Below are 17,513 nucleotides of genomic sequence, written 5' to 3' on the forward strand. Positions count from 1 at the left end.
CGCGTCCTGATGTGATTTGTGTCACTTTCGGAGTTTTTTATGCCTGATTTGGTTTTAATGTAGCATGACGTGCTGTTTATGCTGTTGGGTGACTATTCGTATTTCGTGCATGACTATTCTTCGCGAGCATCGGCAGCGTTTTGATTCTCTACTGGCGATATATCCTGAATTATTTAAACGCTGGAAATGTAATATTGAAAACGGTGGGGAAACCCACCGTGGTCTTTACGGATTTGATTAGCACACGCCAAAATCACCATCTTCTTTATAAGCCGTAACGTCGACCGACTTCAGCGTATATTTCTCACCTTGCTCATTACTCGCCTGAACGGCAACAATTTGATCGTCATGGACTTCCACAACCTTCAATTTTGGCCCACCTAAACGCGGTTGTACCAGATCGCCAACTGAAAACATGGTTCTTCTCCTTTGTGCTGATAAAAATTATTGCTGCTAATAACCATAGCTCAGCAAAAGAGCCGCAAACAACTGGCCGAAAGAGGTAGATGTTAACGACGGTTCCACGGCATCACCGCCAGCAGACGCGCCATACCGCAAAAACCAGTCACTCCGGCGAAGGTTAAACCGGCCCCGACGAATGCGCTGAGCAGAAAAAAGCCGCTGCCGAGGGAAAAGCCCAACGCCACGCCGAGTAAAATCAGCACGCCCGCGGCGATTTGCACCTGACGCATCAGCGGCAGCGGCTGTGACTTGTCCTCTTGCACCGGCAGCCCCGCCGCTCTCCACGCCTGAATTCCTCCCGCCAGCAGTTTTACCTGCGCCGGAGCGGCAGCTTGCGCCAGACGAGCGGCATTATTCTGGGTACGCGAGCCCGCCTGGCAGTGAAATACGATCGTCTCGTCAGCGCTTGCGTGCAGCGAAGCTCCGTTGTTCAGCGTACTCAGCGGCACCAGTTCAGCTTCAGGGATATGCTCGCGGGCGTACTCATCAGCATCGCGGATGTCGACCAGCCGTGCACCCTGGGCGATGAGCATCTGAGCTTCTGTAGGGGAAAGAGTGGCGATTGTCATGAATGTTCCTTAAGGACAATAGATGGATTTTAGCGTAGCGACGATTTGCTGAACCGCGGGCTGGGTGATGAAGTAGTGAATTCGCTGCGCCTGGCGTTCGCTGCCGATAAGCCCTTCGTCACGCATACGGGTGAGATGTTGTGAGGTTGCCGAAGGGCTCAGGCCGGTGATCCGCGCAAGCTCACCAGCACTGGTGTGCGGGGTTTCGCAAAGCATGCACAGAATCAATAGCCTGCTGGGGTGACTCATGGCTTTCAACAGGGCGGCGGCTTCCCCGGCGCTGGTCTGTAGCTGTTCAGGTGTATTCATTTATTTTAGTCTTTTCTAAATTTAGTAAAGTCTAAAATAAAAAATAATATTGTGCCAGCAATGGATGCTTCTGTGGCTAAATTGTTTGTCAGAAATCAGGATAATTCATTGCCGCCGGGTTAAGCGTAACTTAAGCCTGGATAGCGATAATGACGGTAATATGACTGCACGAGTTATTGCTATGAACGCACTGGAAACCTTCAATCAAAGCGCTTTTTTAGCGCTGAATGCATCGCCCGGTACGCCGGATGCTATCCTCTCATTGGCTCGCTTTTCGGCAAGTGGGATAATTTTTGTGGTTCCGCTCATTTTGCTTTGGCTGTGGTTTTCAGGAGGGCGTCAGGGGCATCGGCAGGCGTTGTTTTGTACCCTGAGCATTCTGGCGGCGCTGGGGCTGGGATTTATCTGTGGCATGCTGTGGTTTCACCCGCGGCCGTTTATGATTTCTCTTGGCCATACCTGGATAAGCCATCCGGCGGATAACTCTTTCCCGAGCGACCATGGAACGGTGATGTTTAGCGCTGCTTTTGCACTGCTGTCGCTGCGTTTACGCGCCGCGGGGCTTTTTCTGCTGTTGGCGGCGCTCCCCGTCGCCTGGGCACGAATCTTCCTGGGGGTTCACTTTCCGCTGGATATGGCAGGGTCGGTGCTGGTTTCAGCCTGCGGCGTCTGCATCGCAAAGCTTATCTGGCAGGGCGCTGGACGGCGCTTAACTTCGTTGTGCGAAGCGATGAGCAGGCGAATGTTCTCCTGGCTACCGCCGCGCTTTACGCCCTGAGCGAAAGCAGGGCGCTATGCTTTATGACTTCCACGACGGGCGGCGCGACGATACAAGGTACTGCGCGCCACGCCTAACGCCTGTGCGGCTTTGCTGATGTTGCCGTTATAGCTTGCCAGGGTGTCGGCAATCAACTGGGCATCATGCTGTTGAAGCCCGCGCGGTACGTGGGCGACGGAGTGGGTACGATATTCATTGGGCAGGGCATTGATCCCCAGCCTCTCACCATCTTCGGCCAGCGCCAGCAGTACCCTCATCAGACTTTGCAACTGACGAACGTTTCCCGGCCACGGCAGCGCCGCCAGGTGTTCGCATAGTTCAGGTGTTAGGGTGACCCGTCGTTTTTCTCCGCCCAGATCCCGCCACAGCTGCTGTATAAATGCAGGTAGTTCAGTCCAGGCGCGCAGCGGCGGCAGCGTCAGGGCATATTCGCGCAGTCGATAGAGCAGGTCTTCGCGGAAGGTGCCTTCGTCGACGCGCTGGGCCAGGTTGCGGTGAGTGGCGCAAATTACCGCGAAGTTGACCGGTGAACTCTGGCTGGCGCCAAGCGGTGTCACTTCTTTCTCCTGAAGGATCCGCAGCAGCCGGGTCTGTAGGGCTAATGGCATATCGCCAATCTCATCGAGAAACAGCACGCCGCCGTCGGCCTCGCGAATCTTGCCGATATAACCGTTCTTGTTGGCACCCGTAAAAGCACCAGGCTGATAGCCAAACAGCTCGGACTCAATCAGCGATTCGGGAATAGCGGCGCAGTTGATGGCGACGAATTTACCGCTGTGCCAGCGGCTGTGCTGGTGAATCATACGGCTGACGTACTCTTTGCCGCAGCCGGTCTCCCCTTCAATACACAAGCCAATCCCGGCGTTAAGCAAGCGGACCAGCTTTTCACCTTCATGCTGAATGGAGAAGGGGTAGTTGATAGTTGGCCGCTCTGGCATTGCCACGCTGGTGCGATTTGGCGCGCGTAAGCGGTAGTAGTAGTTCTGACGTCCAGTGGTGAACGGTAGCGGTACGCTGACGGCGGTTTGCTGAAGTTGGGGGAAAAGCTGCTGGAAGGTGATGTGCCCAAACTGCGCCGCGTTGAGGCAGAGTTCGCGCATTGCCAGCCGGTTACCGGCGGTCAGCACATTATCGGTAAAAATCAGCAGCAACTCCTCCACGCTGTCGAGTTTTTCGACCCGGGAATGCAGACTCATCAGCCACTGCTGCGGATGCAGGCTCTGTTTGACCCACAGATATTCTATCTGTTTCGCCGCGCCTTTTACCCAGACCATGGTCTGGGTATGCGGATAGTGGGCCGGGCCGGAGATATCCAGCACGCCTGCAATTTGTCCGTCGGGGCTTTGCAGCGGCACGGCGGCGCAATAAAGCCCCTGATTGCTGGTCAGGAAATGCTGACGACCATCGATTTCGCAGCAGTCGTCAATCGCCAGTGCGGTGCCTATGGCATTGGTGCCGCGCCCGCTCTCGCTCCACAGATTTCCCGGGGCCAAGGCAAAGCGCTGTGCCTTCTGCATGGCATCCAGGTTGCCGAAGGTTTGTAGGACCAGGCCGCTGGCATCGGAGAGAATCACCACCGATTGCAGGTCGCTAACCTTGCCTGATAGTCCATTGACCACCGGCTGCGTCAGCCTTTGTATGCGGTGATGGCTGGCAAGCCTGTCGGCCAGTTCGCTAGCGTGCAAGCGAGGAAAGTCATCCGTGGTGGGGTCGAGGCCATAGCGCTGGCTGCGACACCAGGAATCGCTCAGCAGCGGGCTCGCTTTGACCTCCGACGTCAGGGAAAACGGATTTCCTCGCACGTGACACCTCATGGCGGTTTAGTTGTGTTGCAATATTGTAGCTATGTGGTTTATTTGATGTTGCGATTTGCGACACATAAGAAAAAATCGGCGCAACAGAAAAATGGAGTGAGTATTTAATTTATTGAACATAAATAAGTTTTAAGAAGCAGGAAAAGTGGCATAACCCCTGCAATAGCGTTCAGGTGCAGCGAGCGATCGTACAAAACTAATATGCCGCTGCGCCTCAACCCTACATGAAGGAGATTCGCGATGCGTTATGCACATCCTGGCACGCCGGGCGCTTTGGTTTCACTGAAGTCTGCTTACGGTAACTTTATTGACGGTAAATTTATTGAACCGATCGGCAGCGAATTCTTTATGAATACCTCCCCGGTCGATGGTAGCGATATTGGGCAGTTCCCGCGTTCAGATGCCAAAGATATCGACCTGGCCCTTGATGCGGCGCACCGGGCCGCCGATGCCTGGGGCAAAACCTCGGCTCAGCATCGCGCTAATTTGCTGTTGCAGGTCGCCGATCGTATCGAGGCTAACCTGGAATATCTGGCGGTGGCGGAGAGTTGGGATAACGGCAAACCAATCCGCGAGACCCTTAACGCCGACCTGCCGCTGGCGGTCGATCACTTCCGCTATTTTGCCGGCTGTCTGCGCGCGCAGGAGGGGAGTACGGCGGAGATCGACGAGACTACCGTGGCCTACCACTTCCATGAACCACTAGGCGTGGTCGGGCAAATTATTCCGTGGAACTTTCCGCTGCTGATGGCCGCCTGGAAGCTGGCTCCGGCGCTCGCGGCCGGTAACTGCGTAGTGCTGAAACCCGCTGAGCAGACGCCGCTTAGCATCACCCTGCTGCTGGAGATCATTGGCGATCTGTTCCCGGCGGGGGTACTCAACGTGGTGCAAGGCTTTGGTAAAGAGGCGGGTGAAGCGCTGGCGACCAGCAAACGTATTGCTAAGATTGCATTCACCGGTTCAACGCCGGTTGGCCGCCATATCATGGCCTGCGCCGCTGAGAACATCATACCTTGTACCGTCGAGCTCGGCGGTAAGTCGCCGAATATCTATTTTGCCGACGTGATGGAAGGCGAAGAGGAGTTTATCGAGAAGGCGGTTGAAGGCCTGGTGCTGGGCTTCTTTAACCAGGGCGAGGTCTGTACCTGCCCGTCCCGCGCGCTGATTCAGGAGTCTATTTACGAACCCTTTATGCAACGGGTAATGGCGAAAGTGGCGCAAATACGCCGCGGCGATCCGTTTGATACTGACACCATGATTGGTGCTCAGGCATCGCGTCAGCAGTTCGATAAGATCCTTTCTTATATCAAAATCGCCCGGGACGAAGGCGGCAAGATCCTGACCGGGGGGGAACGCGCCAGTATCTCTGCCGAGCTGGATAACGGTTTCTATATTCAGCCGACGCTGATTCAGGGCCGTAACGATATGCGCAGCTTCCAGGAGGAGATCTTTGGCCCGGTTATCGGCGTCACCACCTTTAAAGATGAAGCGGAGGCGCTGTCTATTGCCAACCAGACCCAGTTTGGTCTCGGCGCTGGCGTCTGGACGCGGGATACCAATCTGGCGTATCGCATGGGGCGCGGCATTAAAGCCGGTCGCGTGTGGACTAACTGCTACCATATCTACCCGGCGCACGCGGCCTTCGGCGGTTACAAACAGTCTGGCGTTGGGCGCGAAACGCATAAAATGGCCCTTAATGCCTACCAGCAGACGAAGAACCTGCTGGTGAGCTACGGTACCGCACCGTTGGGTCTGTTCTGACCGAATAGCCCTTAATTAAGGTAACCCGTAATCTTAATAAGAGATTACGGGTTTTTATTCCCTGAAATAAATGTGGTTAATTATCTTTCATTTCACTGATGGGCTTCATTCGAAATAACCATCCCCTCCATATTAAAGATTATTATTGATTAGCGTGATTATTGTTATTTCGGTGATGAAAATAAGATAAAAATTCACTCTAAGATTTATCCTAATATTTGATGAGTTCTATTCCTGTTTAGATAAATGATAACTATATGCTGAGGTTAAACCGCCTTCTGGTGTTAATTTATGTGTGTTATTGTTGCTTTTTTCTGTTGCTGTATTGGGATTCTTGGTTGCATTAATTAACAATTATCGGGATGTGTTTAATATTCTTTTATTATGTAAAATAAAACACCATTTCATTAACATAACGAAATATTGCGAATTGTTTTTGGGCGGGATAATATTTATTTGTACTTTAAATGCATCTTTTAGTCGTTTCGCTCAATAATTTTTTTGTGCATGAATAATGTCAAAGAAATAAGCGGAGCAGGATGCCTGTACGCCCAATATCCTGCGGATGGAACGCGAATATCATTAACATGGAGGATCTGTAAGCAGATTCGCTCAGGCTATACTGGCTCAATGCGTAATCGGCAAAAATATAAGTTAGAGATGAGATAAATAATGAAAACGCAATTTCGTGTTATGGCAATGATTGTCGGTGCTCTGGTGTCTGGCTCAGCATTATCAAGTATTTCCCAACCGGCCAGTTCTGCTATGACCGTTAATCCCGGCAGCAGCGCGGGAACCCAAGGTACTGGCGGTCAGGTTGAATTTACCGGCTCTATTACCGACTCCTCCTGTAATGTTGATAGCACCAGCGCAAATCAAAGCGTTGATCTGGGGAAATGGGCAAGCAGCTATTTTACCGGCACAGGCTCAGAAACCACCAAAACCTCCTTCCATATCAAAGTGAAAGATTGTCCTTCGACCGTCACCACCGTTTCCGTGCTGTTTGACGGCACCCGCGATACCAACAATAGCGACCTGCTGGCGATTAACGGTACCGCGAAAGGGGTAGCGATTAAGCTGTATGAAAATGATAAATCAACGCCGGTTGGTCTGGGCGCTGTTTCACGTAGTCATAACGTTACCGCTGGTGCGACCGGCACCACGACCGGTACCGCCGATCTGGAGTTCTTCGCTGACTACGTCTCTACCAGCGCGGTTTCCGCCGGTTCTGCCGACGGCACAGCTAACTTCAATATGGTTTACAACTAATAAAAAAGAGCAGGTCAGACGGCTGAAACAGCGGGGCTCTTATCGCCTGTTGATATTGAAGATTTCGTAGATACTGTGGATGTCTGCCTTCCCGGGCTACGGGGGTCAGTAGCTCGGACAGATGCGTAGTATCGCCTCCGGGAAAGCGCGCGCAACGCAGTTTCTGCTTTTTGCCCCTGTCGGGCTGGCGCTAGCCGCCGCCCGGCAGAAATGCGAACACAATATTTAATAGCGGTTTGTTACCCGTCTCAGGTATTCATCCCTGCTCTTTATTATTTCCTGATGGTAGTGATTATGAAAAGAACGATTGCCGCGATAGCCTTTTTACTGCTATCCACTGCGGCACAGGCCGGTATTGTCATGGGCGGGACCCGTGTTGTTTATCAGGAAGGGAAGCGCGAAGCTGCAATTTCAGTGACCAATGCTGATACCCATTCGCCTTATCTGGTGCAGTCATGGGTAGAAAACTATGTGCCGGAAAATAAAAGTCGGGTGCCCTTTATTGTCACGCCGCCGCTATTTCGTCTTGACCCTGAACAACAGAACGTATTGCGTATTAATTACATTGGCGGAAATATGCCAGCGGATCGGGAATCCGTTTTTTGGCTGAATGTGAAAAGTATTGCGCCAACGCAAAAAGATGAAACCAATAAATTACAAGTCAATATTAAATCGAAATTTAAGATTTTCTATCGCCCGGAGGGTCTCGCCGGTGAACCCGCCGATGCGTGGCGTAAGCTGACATTTAAAATTGAGGGTAATCGCCTGATTGCGCAAAACTCAACGCCTTATTTTGTCTCCTTTTTTGTTATTTCGGTTGGTGGTAAAGAGATTAGTGAACCCGGAATGATTGGGCCATTAACCCATAAAGAGTGGCCGGTGAACGGTTCCGGAGTGGTCAAATGGCGCGCCATTAATGATTTTGGCGGTATTACGGATTACGCACAGCAGTAATTTTTTGCTTCGCCTGGGCAGAACATTGTGAAAAATAACACCCCTGGTATCACACCCGGTTATTCAGCGATCGTCGCGCCAACCGGGGGATTTTTATTATTAGCGACGGTGCCGACGGCGCTATTTCTTCTTTGCCAAAGTAGTCCGGTAAGGGCAGACGACTACTTTGACCCGGCGGCGCTGGAGTTCGCCAATCCGCAGCAAAAGACCGCTGATTTACACTATTTTGCTAAATCAGGCGGTCAACAACCGGGGACGTATCCGGTCAGCATTTGGGTGAATAACCAGGAGATAGCCCAAAGTGAAGTGACTTTTGTCGACAGCAACGGCGCGCTGCAACCGCAATTAACTCCGGCGCAGCTGGCGGAATATGGCGTTAACGTCAGCGCTTTCCCGGCCTTTAATACGCTGCATGACGGCGAAAGGTTTACCCGCATTGAGCACTATATCCCTGATGCCAGCAGCCGTTTTGATTTCGCTACCCAGCGCCTGAACCTGAGCATTCCGCAGGCCGCGATGAACGTCCAGAGCCGCGGCTATGTCGATCCGGCGCGCTGGGATGACGGCATCCCGGCAGCGTTCGTCAACTACAGCCTGACCGGGTCGCAGAGCCAGCAGGCTGAGGATAATCAGCGTTCGAGCTATCTGAATTTGCGCAGCGGAATTAACCTCGGGGCCTGGCGTCTGCGTAACGTCTCGTCGATGCAATATGACCAGCAGACCCGGCGCTGGAATTCACAAAGCACCTGGCTGCAGCGCGATGTGAAATCACTGAAAAGCCTGCTGCGCATGGGGGACACCTTTACCTCCGGTGAAGTCTTTGACAGCGTGCAGTTTCGCGGCGTGCAGCTGATGTCCGATGATGAAATGCTGCCGGACAGCCAGCGCGGTTTTGCGCCGACGATCCGTGGTATGGCGCACAGCAACGCCAAAGTGACCATCTCCCAGCATGGTTACGTTATCTATGAAACTTTTGTCTCGCCGGGGGCGTTTGCGATTAACGACCTCTACCCGACGGCGCAAAGCGGCGACCTCGAAGTGCAGGTCAAAGAGAGCGATGGCTCGGTTCGCACCTTTACGCAGCCCTTTTCGGCAGTACCTTTTATGCTGCGCGAAGGGCGAGTTAAATTCAGCCTGAGCGCCGGACGCTACCATTCCGGGCAGAGCGAGACCCGATCGCCGACGTTTTTGCAGGGTACGCTGTTTTATGGCTTGCCTTCGGAGTTCACCCTCTACGGCGGTAGCCAGCTGGCGCAGGATTATCAGTCATGGGCGCTCGGCGTCGGGCGCGGTTTTGGCGAACTGGGTTCGCTTGGGGGAGACGCGACCTGGGCCAGCACGACGACGCCTTCTGGAAAGCGCTCGGCGGGCCACTCCGTTCGCGTACAGTATCAGAAGGATTTCGCCGGAACCGGTACTTCATTTAGTCTTGCCAGCTACCGCTACTCTTCCAGCGGCTACTATGACTTTAGCGAAGCGAATACCCTTGAAAGCCGCAGCGGGCTGCTGGATAACAAGCGTAGCCGCGAAGAGGTGTCCATTTCTCAGGCGTTCGGCGGCATGAGCAGCCTGGCGATTTCCGCTTATTCACAAGATTACTGGCACCGTCAAAGCCGCGATGAAACGCTCCATCTCGGATTTTACAGCGCCTGGCGGGGCGTCTCGTGGGGCGTCGGCTATTACTACACTCAGTCCTCGGATCGCGATAAAGCCGATCGCTCTTGGTCGTTTAACCTGAGTATTCCGCTTGGCGGCCCGTTCTCCGGGAGCGCGGTGAGCTACAGCACCACTTCCGACAATAACGGACGAACTTCGCAGCAGGCCTCGTTATATGGTTCGGTTCCTCACAATCCGAATCTCTATTATTCCCTACAGCAGGGCTATGTTAACGGCGGTCAGGGCAGCAACAGCAGCGCATCGCTGGACTACCACGGCGGTTACGGCAGCGCGCAGCTCGGCTATCGCCATGACAGCGCAAGCAACCAGCTTACCTGGGGCGCATCGGGTTCTATCGTCGCCCATCCGCATGGCGTGACGCTGGGGCAGACCGTTGGTGAGAGCTTTGCCATCGTGCGTGCGCCGGGGGCTGCCGATGTGGTGATTCAGAACGGCAGCAACGTGCATACCGACTGGCGGGGCTATGCGGTGGTGCCCTCGCTGACGGCATATCGCAAAAACACCATTACCCTCGATACCGAATCGCTGGCCGACGATGCCGATGTCGATCTTGAAGGGCAGACGGTGATCCCCGGCGGCGGGGCGGTGGTGCAGGCTAATTATCCGACGCATATTGGCAGCCGCGTGCTGTTTACGCTCAGCGATAGCCACGGCCCGCTGCCGTTTGGTGCCAGCGTTCACTTGCGCAAGACTGAAGATGACGAAGGGGCGGCTCCGGGCGGCATGGTTGCGGACATGGGGCAAGTTTATCTGAGCGGCGTTCCGCAAGAGGGAACCCTGGACGTGGAGTGGAACGCCGACAACATTTCGCGGAAATGCGCGCTGCATTTCCATCTTACCGATAACGCACAGCATGAACAGAGTCCGCTAAAAACCGTCTCTGGCGTCTGTCTGTAACGAGGTTATTTTGCGCATAGTATCGTTTTTATTGCTGCTGATGGCGGGGATTTATAGCCACAGTGGATGGGCGGAAACCTGCAAAGGGGATATCGGTCAGATGACCATTAACGTCCAGAATATCAAGTATCTACCCACTCTGCCGCTCAACACGCAGATGACCAGTATGATGGCGGATAATGGCGGCGGCATTCATTTTTCCTGTGATCTTCAGGTGCCGAAAGCCGTGGCTAAGCGTCTGGTTTATCGGCAGCTAAAAACCGCCTCATCACCGCTGTCGATTAACGGTCAGCACGTGTTTCCCTCGGCGTTGGACGGCATGGGGTATTCGCTGGGCTTTCAGTGCAATGGTGGGGCGATTCGTTTTATCGATGGCAGCCATAGCGCTGGAAGGGCGGAGTCAGTGACGGTTTGCGACAGCAATGAGATTGCTAACCTGCTGACACAGCAGCAGACGGTGGTGAAAGTATTTGTGACGTTTTACAAGACCGGGCAGGTCGCGCTGGTTAGCGGTAACCACGCTAATGTTCCGGCACAGCCGCAGATCGGCGAGCTGTCCATTCAGCAGCAGGCCGACAGTAGCGCCGGATTTGTCGCCAGCTCGCCGGTCACGCTCGATATGGCCGCGCTGAACGTGGATATTGGCAGCAGCGGCAGCTGTCAGGTCTCGACCTCGAATATTCACGTTAGCCTCGGCACGGTGAATAAGGCGGAGTTCAAAGGTAAAAGCACTACCGGCGGTAGCGCAAAGGGCTTTTCCATCCCGGTTTTTTGCTCGACGCCAACCGATATTCGCATTGGCTTTTTTGGCGTGACAGCGCAGGCCGGAGTGACGGATACCCTGGCGCTCAGTAAACAGAACGCCTCCGCCAGCGGCGTGGGCATCAAGCTCACCTACGGTAATAATAGCGCCCCGGCACCCGCCGCCGGGACCAGCGTAAAAATTAACGAAGCCAGCAACTTACCGGTGCTCAAACGAATCACCGCCAGCAGCGCGGGCGCTGCGGAAAATATCAACTTCAGCGCCCAATATGTGCAGATCGATGACGCGGTAACCGCCGGAACGGCAAACAGCATGGTGACTTTCGCACTGGAATATAACTAACGGTTCCTGCGATAAAAGAGCCACCGCTTTCGCGCTGTAGCTCACAAAAAAGAGATGTCATTACGATTTTTTGCACGGTGAGCAGATCGGTACGCTATCAATGATCGAGAGATTAAGCGGCTGACCTGGAATACTTTTGTGCGGGAAAATCGAAGATGAAAATCGCTTTTGGTGAGCTAAAACCTTTATTGCAGGCGCATCGCGTTTTTGTCGGCGGGCAGAAGCTTACCTGCGCCCATGCCTTTTACCGTGACGACCTGCTAATTGATATACCGGAAAATCTAGTCACCGAACCATATACCACCTATTGGGGGCGCTGCGGTGAACGGCTGGCCTCCATGGGCGCTTTTAGCTATACGCGAACCCTGCTTCCGGCGCTGATTCAGGTAGGGCGTTATACCTCGATTGCCGATCGCTTGCAGGTGCTTGGCGACCGACATCCTCTGGAGTGGGCCAGCGCCAGCCCGGTGTTTTATGCCCATCTCTCCGGCGTCATGTCGACTCTTGCAGCCGACAGCGGTAAACCCAATCAATTTTATCCCTTTGAGAAAACGCCCCGGCTAATAACCATCGGTAACGATGTGTGGATTGGTCAGAATGTTACCCTGGCGCAGGGCATTACTATTGGCGATGGGGCCGTTATTGCCGCCAACGCGCTGGTGGTCAAAGACGTCGCGCCGTACACCATCGTCGGCGGCAACCCGGCAAAACCGATCCGTATGCGCTTTAACGACGCGATTATTGAACAACTGCTGGCGCTACGATGGTGGCGTTTCTCCGCCTAGGATATTGCTGCGTTTCCGGTGAATCAGGTTGAGCGCTTTTGTGAATTGTTCACCGAGCGCGTTGCTGAAGGGACGATGCTGACTTTCTCGCCGCCGGTATTGACGGCATCCATGATTAAAGCTGTTATGGCTAATAAGCAAAATCCGCAGCGTAGCGCGGTTTAATCAGAAGCGGTTCACATTTGGACAAGGATAAAAAGATGAAGTTGAAGTCAGGTATTGCTTTCGTCATTGCTGCCGTCGCCTTTGGCGCTGAGGCGCGCGATATGAACAGCATTCAACAAAGCGGCGAGCTGAAAGTGGGTGTGCCGGGAGACTACGCGCCGCTGGCGTTTCACAATAAAGCCGGGGAGCTGCTGGGCTACGACGTTGATATGGCGAAAGATCTTGGCAAGCGGCTGGGCCTGAAGGTGAGCTTCGTGCAGACCAGTTGGCCGACGCTCTCCGCTGACCTGAAGGCCGATAAGTTTGATATCGCTATGGGTGGGGTGACACAAACCCCGGCGCGGGCAAAAGATTTTGCCCTAAGCCAGCCGGTGGTACCGAATGGTAAAATTGCGCTGGCTAACTGCGCGGCAGCTCCCGCGCTTGGCAGCCTGGAGAAAATTGACCAGCCGAATGTGAAGGTGGTTGTGAATCCGGGCGGCACCAACCAGAGCTTTGTTGATGAACATATCAAGCATGCGCAGATTATTCGGGTGAAAAACAATATCGATAACCTTGAAGCGCTGCGGCAGAAAACGGCGGATATGATGGTGACCGACCTGATCGAAGGGGTCTACTACCAAAGCAATGAGCCGGGCGTTTTTTGCATAGCCAACGAGACGCCGTTCGCCGGAACCGCCAGTTTCAAAGTCTATATGATGAACAAAGATAACCCGCAGCTGCTGGAGAAGGTTAACCAGTGGCTGGAGAGCCAGGACAAAAATGTGCTTAAACAGAAATGGCGGATTCATGATCAGGTGAAATCCTGATTCACTAAAGGTTTTCTATGTGGTTCCCGAGGCAGAAAATCAGCGGTTCTGATTTTCTGCCCGTACGTCGGCGAGCAGCCATTCATAAAATATCTTCACTTCCGGGCGCATCACCGCGTGCTGCGGCGTGACGATATAATAAGACCACGTTAGCGGCCAGCGGTTATCAGGATGTAGCTGAACCAGTTGGCCGGTGGCGAGCAGTTGCTTAACCAGCGCATGGCGCACAATAGCGACGCCGCGCCCGCTAAGGGCGGCGAGAATGACTGCCGAGGTTGAATTAATATGTAGACCGCTATCGCGAGGGGGCGGGGCCTGAGTTGCCGTCAGCACATCCTCCCACGACGGGAAGCTGGCGCCGGGGTGCGGCGTATCATCATGTATCAGCTTTTGCTCTGCCAGCCAATCACCGCAGGCGATTTTTCCCGGCGGAACAATCAGCGGGCTGCACACTAATACCGCCTCTTCATCCATCAGCCAGCTCTTATCGACGCCGGACCAGTCGCCGCGTCCGCAGCGAACCCCCAAATCCGCTTCGCCGTGGGAAACATCCATCAGCTTTTCCGTGACGTTGAGGCGCAGGTCGATATTTTCATAAGCCTCAGAGAAGCGGTTTAAGCGCTCCATCAGCCAGTTCATCATCAACACCTGCGAGGCGGTGATCACCACCACGGAGCGTGCCCGGCGACCGCGAAGCTTGTTTAACCCGCTCTCCAGCTTATCCAGCCCCAGGGTAATATCCTGCAGCGCTTCCTGCGCCTCGCTCACCAGAGTCAGACGTTCCTTGCCTGCCCGGGTGCGGTGCAGCAGCGGGTGGCCGACCCAATCTTCCAGCGCCCTGACTAACTGCCCGACGGCGGCGGGCGTCACGCCCAGTTCCCGGGCCGCGCCGGTAAAGCTGCCGTGGCGGGCGGCGGCTTCAAAAGCATGCAGCCATTTCAGTCGGTTAAGCGAGCGCATGGTGGATATTCCTCGGTCATTTTGCGCTTCAGTATATCTCATCAAGATAGATTTTCTTTGTTGTGGCGCTATTTCTTCTCATTCGTCAGCGTGCCTCAAGACAGGCATCCTTAGACCACGCAAATCAAGAGAGAAGAGGTTAATGATGAATACAGAATTTACTGGGAAAAAGCTGTTAGTGGTCGGTGGGACCAGCGGGATGGGGCTGGCGACGGCCAAACGGGTGATTGAGAACGGCGGCAGCGTGGTGCTGGTGGGCAATCGCCAGGAGAAGGCGGAGCAGGCGTGTCAGGTGCTGGCGGCTTACGGCAAGGTGGATATTATCGTTGCCGATCTGATGACCGAAGCGGGTATGCAGCAGGTAATGACGACTATCAACGCCGAGCATCGGGATATCAGCCTGCTGGTTAACGCCGCAGGCGTCTTCTTCCCGAAACCGTTTATTGAACATGAAATGGCCGATTATGATTTGTATATGAATCTCAATCGGGCGACCTTTTTTATCACCCGCGAAGTGGTGCGCAATATGCTGGCCGCCGGTATCAAAGGCGCGATTGTGAATATTGGCTCAATGTGGGCGCAGCAGGCTATCGGCGCGACGCCGTCATCGGCCTACTCAATGGCGAAGGCCGGACTGCATGCGCTAACCAAAAATCTGGCGATTGAGCTGGGTAGCAGCGGTATTCGTGTCAATGCGGTATCCCCGGCGGTGGTACATACGCCGATTTATGAAGGCTTTATTGCGAAAGAGGAAGTGAAGACGGTGATGAATAGCTTTGACAGCTTTCACCCGATTGGCCGCGTTGGCACGCCTGAGGATATCGCGCAAACCGTGGCGTTCCTGCTCAGCGATAGTACCGGTTGGGTGACCGGTGCGGTATGGGATATTGACGGCGGCGTGATGGCTGGTCGAAATGCCTGATTACGTTCATTATGTCACCAGAGCTATTGGCATAAATAAAACGCATCCAGGATAACGAAAATCAATGAGCGCTGAGATAACGCTGCCGGTCGCGCAGCAAAACCGGAATATCGTCCGTCTGGCCACGGCGCAGGCGCTGGCGGGAGCGAACTCGGTGGTGTTTTACGCCACCGGGGCGATCGTGGGGAACGCCATTGCACCGAATCCCACGCTGGCGACGCTGCCAATCACCATTTTTGTGCTGGGCATGGCGGCCTGTATTTTGCCGTTTGGTGCGCTGGCCAGAAGGCGTGGGCGCAAAACCGTCTTTATGACCGGCACCGGGGCCGGTGTTTTGACCGGGCTACTGGCGGCGCTGGCGGTGGTTATTGGCTCATTCTGGCTATTCTGCATCGCGGCCTTTTTCGGCGGAGCCTACGCCGCAGTGGCGGTGTCGTTCCGCTTTGCCGCCACCGATGGCGTCAGCGGCGAGCGCCGCGCGCGGGCGCTCTCCCTGGTCATGGGCGGCGGGGTGGCCGCCGGGGTCATCGGGCCGATGTTGGTCACCGGCACCATGAACCTGTGGCCGCCGCATACCTTCGCGATCACCTTTATCGCGCAGGGGCTGGTGGCAGCGATATCAGCACTGGTATTGCTGGGGGTAAAAACCGCCGAGCCGGTGGCGCAGGCAAAATCCGGCGGCCGTCCGCTGGGCGAAATTGTGCGCCAGCCGGGATTTGCCCGCACGGTGTTCAGTGGCGCAATCTCCTATATGGTGATGAACTTCCTGATGACCGCCGCGCCGCTTTCTATGCATATGCACGGTATCTCGCAGCAGGCGTCAAACCTCGGGATTCAGTGGCACGTTATCGCCATGTACGGGCCCGGATTTTTCACCGGTAAATTAATCAATCGATTCGGAGCCCGGTGTATTAACGCGGCTGGGTTAATTCTGCTGGTGCTGTCGGTGATGGTCGGCCTGGCCGGTATCGACGTAATGCACTACTGGCTGTCGCTGATCCTGTTGGGTATTGGCTGGAACTTTGGCTTTACCGGCGCGTCGGCGCAGATTATGGATTTCCATCGTCCGGAAGAGAAAACCCAGGTGCAGTCGCTGAATGATTTTATTGTTTTCGGCGTCATGATGATTGGCTCGTTTTCCTCGGGTGCGCTGATGAACCTCTTTGGCTGGAATGCCGTGCTGTGGGGATCGCTGGTGCCGATTGTCATCGCGCTGCTTGCGTTGCTGGTCGGCGGACGAGCAGCGAAACGGGCCTAATTTTTGCGTGATTTAACGCCAGCACGCACGGCGTCTCGCATTGAGCGAATTAAGGTTTCTTTGCTGCGACCCCGGCGGAAAATCAGCGAGAAGGGAGCCTGATAGCCATATTCTGTTGGCAGCAGGGCGCGCAGCTTTTGCGATTGCACCCAGGGCAAAGCGTAGTGTTCCGGCAGATAGCCGACGTATTTGCCGGACAGAATCAGCATCAGCTGCGCTTCCATACTTTCTGCACTCGCGACGCTCTGCTTAAAGCCTTTGCGCCCTAAATCGCTGCTGCTCCAGTAGCTGCGGGTGACCATTCGCATCTCGGAAATAAGCGCTTCCGTCGGGTGCTTAACGGTAAACAGAGAGTGTTTGTCACCGCAATAGAGCCAGTTTTGTTCGCGATAAAGTGGGTGAGACACCACGCTATTGGCCTGTAAAGAGAAGGTGCCCACGGCGAGATCCAGTTCATTATTCAGTACGCCCTGCAAAAGCGCGTTCGGGCTTCTGACCTGTAAATTAATATGCACCAGCGGGAAGCGCTCGCTAAACGTGGCGATGATTTCGCTCATCGGCAGCATCGGGTCGGTAATCGTCGAGTCAATTACGCCAAGATTAAAAATCCCGGTCTGCTCGCCGCGCAGCGTCGCCGTATTGCGCTCAAAATCCTCCATCGAATTCAGCAGGTCGATGCTTTGCTGGAGGACGGTTTCCCCTTTTTCGGTCAGAGAAAAACCGCCTCTACCGCGACGACATAGGGTGATGCCGAGCTTCTCTTCCAGTTCACTCATATAGTTGCTGATAGCCGAAACCGTCAGGTTAAGTTCCTGCTGCGCATTGGCAAAGCCCTGATATTTCGCCACGGTAATAAAAACGTGTAACAGCCGCAGATTCGGAAATTTTCCAACTGACATAAAGGGGATGCTCCGCTGTAAGCCCCGGGGTTTGTTTTTGTTTTTCTAAACTAATTTTTTGCTTTTGACTATTTTTTCTCTCATCTGCGTTCAGCAGTATGTCTTCATCGCCCCGAAAAG

Annotated in this window: 16 protein-coding genes and 1 pseudogene; 11 read left to right on the forward strand and 6 right to left on the reverse strand. The window is 54.3% G+C overall.

The window, feature by feature from the left end:
- Positions 1 to 237: 237 nt before the first annotated feature.
- From AC07P6_RS06870 to AC07P6_RS06880, 3 genes are all read right to left on the reverse strand, one after another.
- A complete protein-coding gene (locus AC07P6_RS06870) occupies positions 238 to 417 on the reverse strand; it encodes a hypothetical protein (RefSeq protein WP_112216443.1) in 180 nt (59 codons plus the stop codon).
- Positions 418 to 509: 92 nt separating this feature from the next.
- Entirely contained in the window at positions 510 to 1,031 is a 522-nt protein-coding gene (locus tag AC07P6_RS06875; RefSeq protein ID WP_478315927.1) for a rhodanese family protein, read from the reverse strand.
- 9 nt (positions 1,032 to 1,040) lie between these two features.
- On the reverse strand, positions 1,041 to 1,340 hold the full coding sequence (locus AC07P6_RS06880) for an ArsR/SmtB family transcription factor (RefSeq protein ID WP_112216445.1): 300 nt from the start codon (positions 1,338 to 1,340) through the stop codon (positions 1,041 to 1,043).
- A 181-nt stretch (positions 1,341 to 1,521) separates the two neighbouring features.
- On the opposite strand from AC07P6_RS06880, the gene AC07P6_RS06885 reads away from it, so the two are divergent.
- Positions 1,522 to 2,118 (forward strand): undecaprenyl-diphosphatase, encoded by a 597-nt coding sequence (locus AC07P6_RS06885; protein ID WP_478315928.1) that lies wholly within the window; start codon positions 1,522 to 1,524, stop codon positions 2,116 to 2,118.
- 14 nt (positions 2,119 to 2,132) lie between these two features.
- On the opposite strand, the gene AC07P6_RS06890 is transcribed toward AC07P6_RS06885, so the two are convergent.
- A complete protein-coding gene (locus AC07P6_RS06890; protein ID WP_478315929.1) occupies positions 2,133 to 3,920 on the reverse strand; it encodes a sigma-54-dependent Fis family transcriptional regulator in 1,788 nt (595 codons plus the stop codon).
- A gap of 252 nt (positions 3,921 to 4,172) precedes the next feature.
- Between AC07P6_RS06890 and exaC the strand changes: the two genes are divergently transcribed.
- From exaC to AC07P6_RS06930, 8 genes and pseudogenes are all read left to right on the forward strand, one after another.
- Positions 4,173 to 5,693 (forward strand): acetaldehyde dehydrogenase ExaC, encoded by a 1,521-nt coding sequence (gene exaC, locus AC07P6_RS06895; protein ID WP_478315930.1) that lies wholly within the window; start codon positions 4,173 to 4,175, stop codon positions 5,691 to 5,693.
- A 672-nt stretch (positions 5,694 to 6,365) separates the two neighbouring features.
- Positions 6,366 to 6,962 (forward strand): fimbrial protein, encoded by a 597-nt coding sequence (locus AC07P6_RS06900; protein WP_478315931.1) that lies wholly within the window; start codon positions 6,366 to 6,368, stop codon positions 6,960 to 6,962.
- Positions 6,963 to 7,256: 294 nt separating this feature from the next.
- Positions 7,257 to 7,916 (forward strand): fimbrial biogenesis chaperone, encoded by a 660-nt coding sequence (locus tag AC07P6_RS06905; RefSeq protein WP_478315932.1) that lies wholly within the window; start codon positions 7,257 to 7,259, stop codon positions 7,914 to 7,916.
- A 27-nt stretch (positions 7,917 to 7,943) separates the two neighbouring features.
- A complete protein-coding gene (locus AC07P6_RS06910) occupies positions 7,944 to 10,490 on the forward strand; it encodes a fimbria/pilus outer membrane usher protein (protein ID WP_478315933.1) in 2,547 nt (848 codons plus the stop codon).
- A gap of 40 nt (positions 10,491 to 10,530) precedes the next feature.
- Positions 10,531 to 11,595, forward strand: coding sequence for a fimbrial protein (locus AC07P6_RS06915; protein WP_478316952.1), 1,065 nt, complete (start codon positions 10,531 to 10,533; stop codon positions 11,593 to 11,595).
- A 569-nt stretch (positions 11,596 to 12,164) separates the two neighbouring features.
- Positions 12,165 to 12,365 (forward strand): annotated as a pseudogene (locus AC07P6_RS06920) (CatB-related O-acetyltransferase); the annotation flags it as partial.
- A gap of 33 nt (positions 12,366 to 12,398) precedes the next feature.
- The gene (locus AC07P6_RS06925; RefSeq protein ID WP_478315934.1) at positions 12,399 to 12,545 is read left to right on the forward strand and encodes a hypothetical protein; all 147 of its coding nucleotides are present in this window, start codon (positions 12,399 to 12,401) and stop codon (positions 12,543 to 12,545) included.
- Positions 12,546 to 12,580: 35 nt separating this feature from the next.
- Positions 12,581 to 13,354 carry a transporter substrate-binding domain-containing protein gene (locus AC07P6_RS06930; RefSeq protein ID WP_478315935.1) on the forward strand — a complete coding sequence of 258 codons (774 nt, stop codon included), beginning with the start codon at positions 12,581 to 12,583 and terminating at the stop codon, positions 13,352 to 13,354.
- A 39-nt stretch (positions 13,355 to 13,393) separates the two neighbouring features.
- Here AC07P6_RS06930 and AC07P6_RS06935 read toward each other — a convergent pair whose 3' ends face one another.
- The gene (locus AC07P6_RS06935) at positions 13,394 to 14,314 is read right to left on the reverse strand and encodes a LysR substrate-binding domain-containing protein (protein WP_478315936.1); all 921 of its coding nucleotides are present in this window, start codon (positions 14,312 to 14,314) and stop codon (positions 13,394 to 13,396) included.
- A 145-nt stretch (positions 14,315 to 14,459) separates the two neighbouring features.
- On the opposite strand from AC07P6_RS06935, the gene AC07P6_RS06940 reads away from it, so the two are divergent.
- On the forward strand, positions 14,460 to 15,236 hold the full coding sequence (locus AC07P6_RS06940; RefSeq protein WP_478316953.1) for an SDR family NAD(P)-dependent oxidoreductase: 777 nt from the start codon (positions 14,460 to 14,462) through the stop codon (positions 15,234 to 15,236).
- Between the two features lie 64 nt (positions 15,237 to 15,300).
- Positions 15,301 to 16,494: an MFS transporter gene (locus AC07P6_RS06945; protein WP_434661979.1), complete on the forward strand. Its 1,194-nt coding sequence runs from the start codon at positions 15,301 to 15,303 to the stop codon at positions 16,492 to 16,494.
- On the opposite strand, the gene AC07P6_RS06950 is transcribed toward AC07P6_RS06945, so the two are convergent.
- Entirely contained in the window at positions 16,491 to 17,393 is a 903-nt protein-coding gene (locus AC07P6_RS06950) for a LysR family transcriptional regulator (RefSeq protein WP_009652525.1), read from the reverse strand. The genes AC07P6_RS06945 and AC07P6_RS06950 overlap by 4 nt on opposite strands.
- Positions 17,394 to 17,513 lie beyond the last annotated feature (120 nt).

The organism is Klebsiella sp. GFKo11 (genome assembly GCF_056490265.1).